General features: G+C 70.0%; 9 protein-coding genes. 7 read left to right on the top strand and 2 right to left on the bottom strand.

Translation table 11 applies throughout. The features are described from left to right. Window positions 1-2: 2 nt before the first annotated feature. The 5 genes from G4D83_RS43415 to G4D83_RS43395 are packed head-to-tail and all read left to right on the top strand — an operon-like array spanning window position 3 to window position 6464. A complete protein-coding gene (locus G4D83_RS43415) occupies window positions 3-3083 on the top strand; it encodes a type I polyketide synthase (RefSeq protein WP_240357150.1) in 3081 nt (1026 codons plus the stop codon). Between the two features lie 32 nt (window positions 3084-3115). Then, a complete protein-coding gene (locus G4D83_RS43410) occupies window positions 3116-4423 on the top strand; it encodes a glycosyltransferase family 4 protein (protein ID WP_163870842.1) in 1308 nt (435 codons plus the stop codon). Next, entirely contained in the window at window positions 4420-5208 is a 789-nt protein-coding gene (locus tag G4D83_RS43405) for a thioesterase II family protein (RefSeq protein WP_163870841.1), read from the top strand. The genes G4D83_RS43410 and G4D83_RS43405 overlap by 4 nt, the downstream gene beginning before the upstream one ends. 22 nt (window positions 5209-5230) lie before the next feature. Beyond that, the gene (locus tag G4D83_RS43400) at window positions 5231-5563 is read left to right on the top strand and encodes a hypothetical protein (RefSeq protein WP_163870840.1); all 333 of its coding nucleotides are present in this window, start codon (window positions 5231-5233) and stop codon (window positions 5561-5563) included. Between the two features lie 22 nt (window positions 5564-5585). Beyond that, entirely contained in the window at window positions 5586-6464 is an 879-nt protein-coding gene (locus G4D83_RS43395) for a cupin-like domain-containing protein (protein ID WP_163870839.1), read from the top strand. A gap of 16 nt (window positions 6465-6480) precedes the next feature. Here the strand turns inward: G4D83_RS43395 and G4D83_RS43390 are convergent, their stop codons facing one another. Both G4D83_RS43390 and G4D83_RS43385 read right to left on the bottom strand, forming a co-directional pair. Further along, the gene (locus G4D83_RS43390) at window positions 6481-7938 is read right to left on the bottom strand and encodes a hypothetical protein (RefSeq protein WP_240357149.1); all 1458 of its coding nucleotides are present in this window, start codon (window positions 7936-7938) and stop codon (window positions 6481-6483) included. Between the two features lie 37 nt (window positions 7939-7975). Beyond that, the gene (locus G4D83_RS43385) at window positions 7976-10279 is read right to left on the bottom strand and encodes a lantibiotic dehydratase (protein ID WP_240357148.1); all 2304 of its coding nucleotides are present in this window, start codon (window positions 10277-10279) and stop codon (window positions 7976-7978) included. Window positions 10280-10383: 104 nt separating this feature from the next. Here G4D83_RS43385 and G4D83_RS43380 point away from each other — a divergent pair, with 104 nt between their 5' ends. After that, window positions 10384-11070, top strand: a complete 687-nt coding sequence (locus G4D83_RS43380) for a glutathione S-transferase (RefSeq protein ID WP_163870838.1) — start codon at window positions 10384-10386, stop codon at window positions 11068-11070. Window positions 11071-11101: 31 nt separating this feature from the next. Then, on the top strand, window positions 11102-12343 hold the full coding sequence (locus tag G4D83_RS43375) for a GNAT family N-acetyltransferase (RefSeq protein ID WP_163870837.1): 1242 nt from the start codon (window positions 11102-11104) through the stop codon (window positions 12341-12343). Window positions 12344-12345: the final 2 nt, after the last annotated feature.

The following is a 12345-nucleotide window of genomic DNA, read 5'->3' as shown; positions in this document are numbered from 1 at the left end:
GCGTGTCGGAAGGCAACACGGGCATGGAGATCGCAATCACCGGCATGGCCGGACGCTTCCCGGGCGCGCGCAGCCTCGAGGAGCTGTGGCGCAACCTGTGCGACGGCGTGGAGGCCATCGAGCCGCTCTCGGATGAAGCCGTCTTGAAGGCCGGCCTGCCCCCGGAGGTGCTCAAGGATCCGCACTTCATCAAGGTCGCCTCGCGACTCGAGGACGTGACGGGCTTCGACGCGGCCTTCTTCGGCTACACGCCGCGCGAGGCGGAGGTGATGGACCCGCAGCAGCGCCTCTTCCTGGAGTGCGCGCTGGAGGCGTTGGAAGACGCGGGCCAGGGAGCGCCGTCCCAGGACGTCCTGGTGGGCGTCTTCGGCGGACAGGCGCTGAGCACCTATCTGCTGCTCAACCTGATGGGGAACTCGGAGCTGCTGCGCACCTCGGACCCGCTCCAGCTCAACCTGGGCAACGCGGGCAGCTTCCTCACCACGCGGGTCTCCTACAAGCTGGACCTGCGAGGCCCCAGCTTCAACGTGGAGAGCGCGTGCTCCACGTCGCTCGTCGCCGTCCACGTCGCCTGCCAGAGCCTGCTCAACCATGAGTGCGACGTGGCGCTCGCGGGAGGCGTGTCCATCAACCTCCAGCTCCAGGGCGGCTACCGCTTCATGGAAGGTGGAATCCTCTCGCCGGATGGTCGATGTCGCACCTTCGACGCGCAGGCGAAGGGCATCGTCTTCGGCAGCGGCGCGGGCGTGGTGGCGCTGCGACGGCTGGAGGACGCGCTGGCGGACGGCAGCCCCATCTACGCCGTCATCAAGGGCTCCGCGGTGAACAATGACGGCGCCGCGCGTGTGGGCTACACCGCGCCGGGCGTCGAGGGACAGGCCGCCGTCATCTCCGAGGCCCTGGGCACCGCGGGCGTGTCCGCCGCGAGCATCGGCTACGTGGAGGCGCACGGCACCGGCACCGCGCTGGGCGACCCGATTGAAGTGCAGGCCCTCACCCGGGCCTTCGGCGACGAAGCGGCGGGACCGCGCACGTGCGCCATCGGCTCGCTGAAGCCGAACGTGGGCCACCTGGACGCGGCCGCGGGCGTGGCGGGCCTCATCAAGACGGCGCTGTCGCTCAAGCACCGCAAGCTGACTCCCAGCCTCAACTTCGAGGCGCCCAACCCCAACATCCCCTGGGGCGAGAGTCCCTTCTACGTCAACACCGCGCTGCGCGAGTGGAAGGCCTCGGCCCACGGGCCCCGGCGCGCCGGCGTGAGCAGCTTCGGCATGGGCGGCACCAACGCCCACGTCATCCTGGAGGAGCCGCCGGCTCGCGCGCCTGTCCGGGCCACCCGCGCACACCAGCTCCTGCTGCTCTCCGCGCGCAGCTCCACCGCGCTCAACACGCAGGCGCAGCGGCTGGCGGAGCACCTCCGCGCGAACCCGGGCCTGGAGCCCGCGGACGCGGCGTACACCCTCCAGGTGGGCAGGCGTCGCCACACGCAGCGCCGCGCCATCGTCTGTCAGGGACGAGAGGACGCGCTCGCGGCCCTGCTCGACCCCACGCGGCACCTGTCCGTCACCGAGGAGCGCACGAGCCGCTCCACCGTGTTCATGTTCCCCGGCCAGGGCGCGCAGTACGCGGGAATGGCCCAGGGCCTCTACGAGAGCGAGCGCGCCTTCCGCGCGGTGGTGGATGACTGCGCGACCCGGCTCGCCCCCGAGCTGGGCCTGAACCTGCGCGACGTCCTCTTCCCTTCCCCCGAGCGCGCCGAGGAGGCGCAGCGCCAGTTGCAGCAGACGCGGCTGGCCCAGCCCGCCCTCTTCACCATCGAGTACGCGCTGGCGAAGCTGTGGATGAGCTGGGGCGTGAAGCCCGAGGCGATGATTGGCCACAGCATCGGCGAGTACGTGGCCGCGTGCCTCGCGGGGGTCTTCAGCCTGCCGGATGCGCTGGCGCTGGTGGCCGCGCGCGGGAAGCTCATGCAGGAGCTTCCTCCGGGGACCATGCTCTCCGTCGTGCTCTCGCAGGAGGCGTTGGCGCCCCTGCTGGATGCGCGGGTGTCCGTGGCCGCGGTGAACGCGCCGTCGCTCACGGTGGTCGCTGGCCCCGAGGACGCGGTGGCCGCGGTGAAGACCCGCCTCGAGGAGCGCGGCATCCAGTGCCGCAAGCTGCACACCTCGCACGCGTTCCACTCGGCGATGATGGACCCCATCCTCGCGCCGTTCACCGGGCGCGTGCGCAAGGTCAAGCTGTCCGCGCCCCAGGTGCCCTACATCTCCAACGTCACCGGCACCTGGGTGACGGCCGCCGAGGCGACGGACCCGGGCTACTGGGCCCGTCACCTGCGCCAGCCCGTGCGCTTCGCCGCGGGGCTCGGGCTGCTGCGGCCCGCGCAGGTGTTGCTGGAGGTCGGTCCCGGTCGCGCGCTGTCCACCTTCGCGGCGCAGCCCGGCGCGCTCGCGCAGGTCCCCACCACCATCACCTCGCTGCGCCACCCCGACACGCGGCAGCCCGACGCGGCCGTGTTGCTGGGCGCGCTGGGACAGGTGTGGATGGCGGGCGTGGACGTGGACTGGGACGCCTTCCACGGAGGAGAGCGGCGCCTTCGCGTGCCGCTGCCCGCCTACCCCTTCGAGCGCAAGCGCTACTGGGTGTCGCCGGACGGACACCGCGCGCTGGGCGCATCCCTGGCACCGGAGCGAGCACCCGAGGCCCGGGAGCATGAAGAGGCGGCGTCCGCGGGCTACACGCGCCCCGCGCTGGCCACGCCGTACGTGTCGCCCGACACCGAGGATGCACGCACGGTGGCGCGCATCTGGGAGGACGTGCTGGGCGTGCGACCGGTGGGCCTCAACGACGACTTCTTCGCGCTGGGCGGACACTCGCTGCTGGCCACCACGGTGGTGGGCCGGCTGCGAGACACCTTCGGCTTCACCGTGCCCCTGCAGTCCCTGTTCGAGGCACCGACAGTCGCCCGCCTCGCGTCACTGGTGGCCGAGCAGCGCCAGCGCCCCGGACACGATGACCCGGAAGTCGAAGCCCTGCTGAGGATGCTGACGGAGCTCACCCCCGAAGAGGTCGCGGTCAGTCGCTAGTCGCGCTCCACACCCCTTTCGAGAAACAGCCGATGGCACTCCCCAACTCCACCCCCCTGAAGGTCCTCATCCTGGCCATGGAGTACACGCCGAACGTGGCCGGCGGCGTGGGCACCTACGTCTACGAACTGGCCCGAGGGCTGGCGCGTGGCGGCTGCAAGGTCACCGTCGTGGCGTACACCCCGGGCGAGCCGGCCGTGCTGCGCGAGCCGCAGCTCACCGTGCACATGGTCCCCCCGAGCCGGGGCAGCCTCTCGCAGGCGGCGCAACTGTCGCTCGTGGGCGGCATCCGCCTCTTCAACGAGGACCTGCTCCACCATGGCCGTGAGCGCATCCGCGAGGAGCAGCCGGACCTCATCCACTTCCACCAGTGGCACACGCACCGCGCCGCGCGGGAGCTGGGCCGCGAGGCCGGCGTGCCCGTGCTGGGCACCAGCCACTACATCTCCGAGCCCGCCGAGCGCTGGTGGGGCCAGACGCCCGACCCGGAGATCCTCGAGGAGGAGCGCAGCTTCTACGACGGGACGACGCCGGTCATCTCGGTGAGCGAGTCCATGAGCGAGCTCATCCGGGAGACCTACGGCCTGTCGGCGTCGCTGCTGCACACCATCCACTGCGGCATGGACGCGGGGCCGTTCCTCCAGCCCTCGCACACGCCCGAGCAGTACGCCCGGCTGCGCGCCACGGTGGCCACGCCCAAGGACCCGGTCGTCCTCTACACGGGCCGGCTGCATCCGCAGAAGGGCATCACCGCCATCTTCGCCGCCGCCGAGCGCGTGCTCGCGAAGCGTCCCGAGGTGCGCTTCCTCCTGGCGGGTGGCACCGACTCGCGCGAGTCCACGCAGATGGTCCAGGGGTTGAGCCAGCGCTACGCGCACCTGCGCCATCGCATCAAACTGCTGGGCAAGCTGCCGCGCCGTCAGCTCGGCCTGCTGCACCGCATCTCCGACCTGGCGCTGGTGCCTTCGCTGTACGAGCCCTTCGGCTACACGGCCATCGAGGCCATGGCGTCCGGCCTTCCCCTCGTGGCGACGCGCTCCGGTGGCCCCGCGGAGATTGTCGAGCACGAGAAGACGGGGATGCTCGTCCCGGTGCTTCCCGGCGAGCCCGGCGGTCCGCGCGAGGTGGACATCGAGGCGCTCGCCGACGCGCAGCTCGCCCTGCTGGAGGACCGTGAGCGCGCGAAGCGCATGGGCCAGGCCGGTCAGCAGCGCGTGGTGGAGCTCTTCGGCCTGCCGCGCATGGTGGCCGCCAACCGCGTCGTGTACCAGAAGCTCATCGACCTTCCCGCCCATCAGCGGATTGAAGCCCCCGTCGCACGGCGCGAGGTGCACTCATGACGTCGCAAGTGTCATCGACCTCGGCGCTGGCCGCGGTGGAGTGGCTCGCCTTCCACGTCCCGCAGCCGACCGCCTGGGCGCGGCTGTTCTGCCTGCCCCACGCGGGCGGCAGCGCCTCGCTGTTCCGCACCTGGCAGGCGGAGCTGGGTCAGGACATCGAGGTCTGCCCGGTGCAGCTCCCTGGCCGGGAGAACCGGCTGCGTGAGCCGCCCCTGCGCGAGCTGCCCGCGGTCGTCGACTTCCTGGTGGAGGTGGTGGCGCGGCATGCGGACAAGCCCTTCGCCCTCTTCGGCCACAGCATGGGCGCGCTGCTCGCCTACGAGCTGACGCGAGCCCTGCGCGAGCGGGGACTCCCCACGCCGCTGCACCTCTTCGTCGCCAGCTACCGCGCGCCCCAGACGCTGCGGGCCCACCCGCCCACGGCGATCACCCACGACATCGACGCGTCCGAGGCGCGGCGCATGGGCGAGGCCATCTCCGTGTCGGGTGACATGGCCGAAGAGCTGCTGAAGCTGATTCGCACCACCCTGCTGGCGGACACCGCCGTGTGCGAGGGCTACACGTGGAAGCCGGGCCCCGCCCTGGTCTGCCCGCTGTCCGCCTTCCGAGGCTTCGACGACTACGTCCCCGAGGACGCGACGGAGGCGTGGCGTCAGCTCACCTCGGGCGCGTTCTCCACCCAGACGTTCCTGGGGGACCACTTCTTCCTGCGGCAGACGCCTCGCGGCCTGTTGCAGAACATCCGCCGGAGCCTCGCGAAGTCGCGGCCCGCGCAATCTCGCTGACCCTTCTCAAGGAGCTGCCCAGATGAAGTACCTCATCTACGTCAAGGACCGTACGTCGGGCCCCGTGCCCCCCGACCCCATCGCCCTCAACCGCGCCGTCCGCGACTGGGTGGGCGCCCGCCTCCAGGACGGCACCATCGACTGTGCCTATTACGTCCTGCCGAAGATGGGGCTGTGTATCGTCAACGCCGACTCGCACGAATCGCTGCTGACGCTGCTGCGCGCGTGGCCGTCGTTCGCGTTCCAGGAGTTCGAGATCCACATGCTGGCGGACGTGCGCCACGGCATCGACAACAACTTCGAGCGCCTGAAGCGAGACGGCCCTCCGGCCAAGGCCGAAGACACCGCGGCGTGACGCGCCACCCAGGAGAGCAGTCATGAGCACCGCCACCGCACCACGGGATGTCGTCACGCCCCTCGTCCCCGAGCGCATGCCGCTCGACAACCGCCGGGCCTTCTACGAGGGCCTGGAAGCCAACAACAAGCCCATCATCTTCACCGATGCCATGACGGGCTGGCCCGCCGCGGAGCGGTGGTCCTTCGACTGGTTCACCCAGCAGTACGGCGACGTGAGCGTCCCCGTGGAGTGGCTGCGCTACAACGCCCGCCCCGCTGGCGACGTGGAGCGCGTGGGCCGCGTGCGGAAGATGACGATGAAGGACTACGTCGCGTCCCTGAAGGTGAAGGGGAAGGAGGGCGAGGAGACGCCGGGCTACCTCATCGGCAACGACTTGTTCCGCACCCTCCCCGCCCTGCACCGCGACGTGCGCTTCGACGAGTACGCCGTGCAGCGGCGTCTCACCGAGCAGCTCTTCTTCATGGGGCCGAAGGGGACGTTCACCCAGCTCCACTTCGACCGCGCGCACAACCTGCACGCCGTCATGGTGGGCCGCAAGCAGTGGCAGTTGTACGCGCCGTCACGAGACGTGGAGCTGAAGCCGGCGAAGCTCAGCCACCCCTGGTCGGTGATGAGCTCGCATGACCTGACGCCGCATGGTGGCCAGCCGGACCAGCTCCCCGCGGGCAAGCTTCCGGACTACGACTTCGTCCTGGAGGCCGGAGAGATTCTCTACCTGCCCTATGGCTGGTGGCACCGCGTGTACACGGTGGAGGACGCCATCGCCACCAACTACTGGTGGTGGACGTGGTCCATGCTGGCCCGCATCGGCCCCAGGCTCATCCCCTCCATCGCGGTGAGCGCGGTGAAGAAGATGCGCAAGCAGCAGACGCTCGGTCGCGAGTTCCGCGAGCAGTGACGCGGAGGCCGGCGGCTCACTCCACCTCGATGAGGGCGGCGAACATCGCGCCCTGCGAGACATTGACGACGCCGGTGCCCTTCCCCATGGGGCACACGCGCAGCGAGTGGCCGCCGTAGGTCTCACCGAGGACGAAGAGGCCCCAGATGACGCTGTGGGGCGTCACCACGCCGTCGGGTCCCGAGTACTGGAAGGGAGCGGACCGCACCCGCTCCTGCACCACCCAGCCGCCATCATCGAGCGCCTTGCGCGCGGCCTCGTCCCACTCCGGCGCGGGCGTCGACTCACCGAGCAACACCGAGGCGCCACCAAAGTCCCGCCCCGCCTTGAGCACCAGCTCCTCGCGCCGGGAGGACAGGAGGTCCGGCAGGAAGACGCGCTCGCCTCCGCGCTCGACGTGGGCCCGTTCGACGCGGCGAGACCAGGGAACGTGGTGGCGCACCAGCGCCTGCTCCTCGGGAGACAGCAGGGACGACGTCACATGCTCCGACAGGAGCGCGAGGTTGCGCTTGTCGTCGAGCACGTCCTGCGCCGGGCCGTTGAAGAGGCTGATGGCGCGGGCGGAGATGGCGGCCTGGGCGTTCGCGATGAACTCCGGGCCCGCCATCAGGAGGCGATCCCTGGCTTCATATTCGACCACGGCGTGCAGCCGCTTGCCCTGGGTGGTGAGGCGGTGTCCCTCGGCGCTCTTCACCGCGCCGTAGGTCGTCATCAAGACCTCGCCCCGTGCACCCTCCGGCCGAAGGAGCTCCATGAGCTGGCCGGTGAAGAGCCCGCACGCCTGCTCCGCGAGCGCCGGCGCTGGAAGGCCGCTCGGAGGGAAGAGGATGCCGATGTTGCACTCGCCCTCCCACTCGGTGTCGCGGCGCACGCAGGTCACGATGTTGGCGAAGAAGTCGCGCAGTGTGCGGGGTTGACGGATGCGCAGCCCCTGCTCGGTGGCGAAGCGGTGCATCGCGGGCTGCGACATGACCTGCTGGACCAGGAAGGCCGTCTCCCAGCCACCGACGCCCGCCGTCAGGTTGAACTCCAGGCACTTCAGGGCCGTGCCATCGTGGATGAAGTCCCCCCGGCTGATGGCGCCCCGCGCGTCGTCCGTGCGCGCGAGGGAGTCCAGCGCCACGCTGGCGCGCTCCTGGGAGAGCCCATACCAGGCCGCAGCGCGAGCCGCGTCCCCGAGCAGTCGCCGAGGTGCGCGTTTGATGAGTCGGCATAAGCCCGTGGCCATCTCCCGCATCGTCGATACCGCCGCGCCGTCGATGAAGAGGGGCCAGGCGTGAAGCGGATAAGGGAAGAGCGGCGACGCCTCGCTCGGCGTGAAATGGTGCCGCGCGAAGGTCTCTGGAACGCGCTCGGCGAAGTCCAGGAACTCCGCGGCCGCGGAGGACAATCCCCCGTGCAACGCCTTGATGTCGGGAGGGAACGTTCCGCCGGGAATCCGCTCGGGCGCGCGCATGCCGTACTGCTCCTTCATGTGTAGAAGTGAAACACGTTGACCGCGTGGGAGTGGCTCAAGACAGCTCGCAGACCACGCGAAGCTCGCTCGTGTACCTGTGCTTCGCCGCATCCGTGAGCCAGAGGTGGTCCGGGTCCGGCACCATCTCCGAGAAGCTGACCCGTGAAGCGGGAGCTTCTTCCACCGCCCGCCGCACGAGCTTGGCCAGCATCTCGACCAGGAGCGGGCTGTCGAAGTCCACGAAGCAGGGCTTGCGCTCGTTCTCCACCTTGAAGAACGCGAAGCGTGGGATGCCGAGTCCGCGCTGCCAGCGCCGGGCCTCCAGCCACTGCTCCAGCGCCTCCGTGATACCCGCGAAGCCCAGGCTGGCCGCCGGCACGCTCCACCGCTCGCGGGCGACGATGACCCCGTCCACCGTCAGTCGCGGCGAGTAGTCCTCGCCCAGCGCCAGGTCGAAGGCGCTCGCGCAGCGGTGCTCCAGGTAGACGGCCAGGAAGTCCATCAGCCCGAAGCGACGCCCGCTCACGCGGTCGACCACCTCCAGCGCCCCGTCACGCCGCTCCACCACCAGGTCGCCCACGCGCAGCGCCCGCGCGCCCGGATTGGGCGACGGCTCCTGTCCGGAGAGGTAGTGGAGGCTGCCGCGAGGAAAGAGGCACGGCAACGTCCGCTGGCTCCACTCGGACTTGGGGAACACGGGGACGATGTCCGCCTCGGAGGCGCAGCGCTCCGCGAGCGCGAACAGCTCCGCGGGCGCGGGGTGCTGCTCCACGAAGAGAGAGGAGAGGCTGTTGCACAGGTGCAGCTCGCCCAGCACCAACTGGTAGTCACCAGCGCGGACCGCCTCGGCGCTCGCCGCGTCGATCATCACGTCTGGTGACGCATGCCACCGGGGCTTCCACCCTGCCCCACGCGTGACGAAGGCCTCGCGCACGAGAGGACGCAGCGACTCCACGGTGCGCGTCTGCCGGCGCACGCCCGGTTCGAGCGCGAAGAGCTCACGCCAGCGCCGACGGTGCTCGGCGACAATCTCGTGGATGGGCATCAGCGCTCCCGAGGACGCCGGGTCCTGGATGCCCTGGACGAAGGCGAGCTGGAGCGTGGTGAGCTCCACGGGCGAGCCCCCCTGAGACAGCTTGTCGAACAGCACCTCCAACCCCACGCCGGTGCGCCGGGTCACCTCGCCCACCAACCAGCGAGCTCCTGTCAGCAGCAGCTCCAGCACGGGACCGAGCCGCGCGAGCAGCGGAGCTCCCAGCTCCAGCGAGCCATCTCGCACACAGTCCTCGTAGATGAGCGTCCGCGAGGCGTACGTCTTGCCCGCCGCGCGCGTCGGAAGCGCGCCCGTCACGTCCTTGAACACGCCCTCCAGCTCCGCGAGCGCCGCATCCAGCGCCTCGGGAGAACCCGCCGCGGCCTCGACACCGGCGCGCGCGCGCTCCAGCCGCTCCAGCGGGGCCAGCGCGCGAGCCCGCGCCTCCGCATCGGGAATCGCCATCAGCGCGCCGCGCAGCACCGCCTCGGGTCGCACCAGCAGCGGCACGTCCCAACCCCAGGCGAGGACACCCATGCCGCTCGCCTGGTCCAGCGCGTCGTAGACATCGTCCACGTTCGCGAAGGCGGGCGCGTCGCCACGCGTGAGCGCCTCCGAGATGGCCACGGCGCTGACCGAGCCATCACACCGCGCGAGCACCGCGGCCTGCGACGGCAACAGCTCCACGGGCTCGGGCATGGGGCCGTGGAGCACGTGGCCCTCCAGTCGGAAGTACGGCAACAGTCGGGGCTGAGCCCAGCGGCGCAAGGACGCGTCCTGGGCCAGCGCGGCGCCGAGCGTGTCCATGCACCACGCCTCGAAGTAGACCGCGCGCCGCGAGACGAGCTGCTGTCCGGGGAGAAGACTCAGGGCGTCGCTCGACTGCGTCAGCCGCGCCCAACCCACCGGGCCGAAGAAGCCGATGGTGTCGTTCTTCGTGCTGTATCGCTGGACGTAGGAGGCCACCAGGCGCTCGCGCTGCCGGGCCTTGCTGTTGCGAGCCGTGGCGGGGAGCGCCGCGAGCGGCTCGACTCCCGTCTTGTAGGCATGGCGGTTCTGCCAGAGGAGGGCCTCGCGCAGTCGTGTTTCACCCGCCAGTGAGCGCAGCGCTCCGCTGATGTTCAGCAGGTCCGCGTCGAACGCGGCACGCAGCGCGTCACCGGGTGTATCAGACCCCGTCTCGAGCCAGGCCTCGGCGGCGGCCGCGGCCGTGGGCGCCGCGAGCCGGAGCACATCCTCCGCGGGGAAACCGGCGCCGCGCAGCGCGGCCCAGGGCCACAGCGCCATGCCTGGAGCAAGCGGGACAAGCGAGGGTGAAACGGACATCGTGAATTCCAGAGGCTCGGGTACAGCGGTCAAGGAAGTCTGCCCCTTCCGGATTGTCCGCCTACTCTAGTATACAGCCCGTCCCTCTCAACGGCGTTCCCTGTATGAGCGATCAATCATCATTGCCGCGTCTTTCGTATTTCACGGGCCGAGGTGTCGCGGAGAAGATCCGCCTGGCGCTGGCCGAGTCCGCAACCGAGTACGAGGACATCGACCTGGGCAAGTACGACGTGCAGGCGAAGGAGAAGACGCCTCCGTTCGAGGAGCTGAAGCGCGCTGGAAAGCTGGCCTTCGACAAGGTGCCCTTGTGGGAGGAGCCGGACGGGTTCCGCGTCGTCCAGAGCCTGGCCATCCTGCGCCACGTCGCGCGCACCCGGGGCCTCTACGGCTCAAACCCGCGTGAGAGCGCCGCTTGCGACATGATCATCGAAGGCGTCGAGGAGGTCACCGCGCGCGCGCGCAGCCTGACGTCCCTCAGCCCGGACCAGTTGGGCGAGCAGCTCCCCATCATCCTGGGCGAGGAGCTGCCCCAGTGGCTCGCCCACTTCGAGCGGGTGCTCACGAACAACGGCAGCGGCGACGGCTTCTTCGTCGGCACCGCGGTGAGCGTGGCGGACACCAGCGTCTTCGGCTTCCTGGAGCTGCTCGTCGACAACGGGCTGATGGAGGTGCTGGAGAACAACTACCCGCGCCTGCGCTCGTTCTTCGAGCGGATGGGCCAGCGCCCCAACCTCGCGCGATACATCGCCTCCCCGAAGCGCAACCCGCCCGTCCAGCTCCTCAACGGCTGAGCGGAACCCTTGCATCCGAAGCCCTCCGGCCATGACGCTCACCCTGAAGTTCCATGACTCCGTCAGCCATCTGAGTGACGCGGCGCTGGATGTCCTCACGTCCGAGTCGAGTGTGTTCTTCGGCCGGCGCTGGCTCCGGATGCTGGACGCGGTCGACCTCCCCTTCATGGTCCGGGGGGAGCTGTCGCTTCGGTATGCCATTGTCAGCCAGGGTGATATCCCCGTCGCGCTGGCGCCGTGTTTCATCACCCGCAGCAAGAACATCTACACCCCCTACGCCCTGGAGAGTTTCTTCTTCAGCAGTTGGAAGAAAGGCTTTGCCAACGCGGGGGGCCTGAGCCGGGTGGCCGTCTCGGTGGCGGACCTCTACCACTCGCTGGCGCGGCTCACGGGGGCTGGCATTGACGGAGGTGTCTTCGTCACCAGTCCGCTCAGCATGCGCAGCGGCATCATCTGCTCACCCCAGACACCGGACCTGGCGCGCCAGGCTCGGGAGCTCATCCTCCGGGGCCTGCGTGAGCTGGCCACGAGCGAGCGGCTCCCCGTCTACTTCTACGGAGTGGATGGAGACGACGCGGCGCTGCGAGAGGCGCTCACCACGGCGTCGTTCCAAGAGGTCTTCATCTACGACGACAACGTCATCGACGTGCCGCCGGGAGAGAGCCTCGACGCGTACCTGGGCCAGTTCAAGAGCGATGCCCGGAGGTTCATCAAGAAGGAGATGGCGAACGTCCGGGACGCGGGCGTGAGCTTCGAGCGCGTCTCGCGAATGGGCGAGCTGAGCGAGCTGCTGGAGCGGTTCTACGAGGTGACCTACTCGAAGTACGGCAGCGAGCACCTCCGCCACCCGCCCGCGTTCTGGTCCGCGCTGGAGCAGCACGTCACCCCCGAGGCCGAGGTCGTGGTGGGCTATCAGGGCGGAGCGCCCATCGGGTTCTCCCTGCTGCTGCAGAAGCACGACGAGGTGTGGTTCTACCGCGTCGGTCGCGCCGAGGCCGGTGCCTCGGAGACGCCGCTGTACTTCAACCTCGGCTTCTACGAGCCGCTGCGTCGGGCCTACGAGCTGGGCGCGCGGAAGCTCTGGCTCGGCCCCAGCGCGTACGAGACGAAGCGACGCCGGGGCGCGCGACGACATCCGCTCTACAGCTACCTGTGGATTCCGGGACGCTGGCCTCGCGCGGTCCTTCAGCCCTACGTGTCTGCCTATTCGCGCGTGAGCAAGGCCATGGCGACGGGAAGCCCCCAGAAGAACCGGATGCGCAAGACTCCCTGACC

The organism is Myxococcus eversor (assembly GCF_010894455.1).
GTDB classification, from domain to species: Bacteria; Myxococcota; Myxococcia; order Myxococcales; family Myxococcaceae; genus Myxococcus; species Myxococcus eversor.
Note: the sequence above shows the minus strand (reverse complement) of the source record. Positions and strands in the feature narration are given on the sequence as shown.

Coding starts and splice junctions, on each gene's coding strand:
- G4D83_RS43385 (WP_240357148.1), bottom strand. CDS start 10,279: ATGTCCGTTTCACCCTCGCTTGTCCCGCTTGCTCCAGGCATGGCGCTG.
- G4D83_RS43400 (WP_163870840.1), top strand. CDS start 5,231: ATGAAGTACCTCATCTACGTCAAGGACCGTACGTCGGGCCCCGTGCCC.
- G4D83_RS43380 (WP_163870838.1), top strand. CDS start 10,384: ATGAGCGATCAATCATCATTGCCGCGTCTTTCGTATTTCACGGGCCGA.
- G4D83_RS43410 (WP_163870842.1), top strand. CDS start 3,116: ATGGCACTCCCCAACTCCACCCCCCTGAAGGTCCTCATCCTGGCCATG.
- G4D83_RS43395 (WP_163870839.1), top strand. CDS start 5,586: ATGAGCACCGCCACCGCACCACGGGATGTCGTCACGCCCCTCGTCCCC.
- G4D83_RS43390 (WP_240357149.1), bottom strand. CDS start 7,938: ATGAAGGAGCAGTACGGCATGCGCGCGCCCGAGCGGATTCCCGGCGGA.
- G4D83_RS43405 (WP_163870841.1), top strand. CDS start 4,420: ATGACGTCGCAAGTGTCATCGACCTCGGCGCTGGCCGCGGTGGAGTGG.
- G4D83_RS43375 (WP_163870837.1), top strand. CDS start 11,102: ATGACGCTCACCCTGAAGTTCCATGACTCCGTCAGCCATCTGAGTGAC.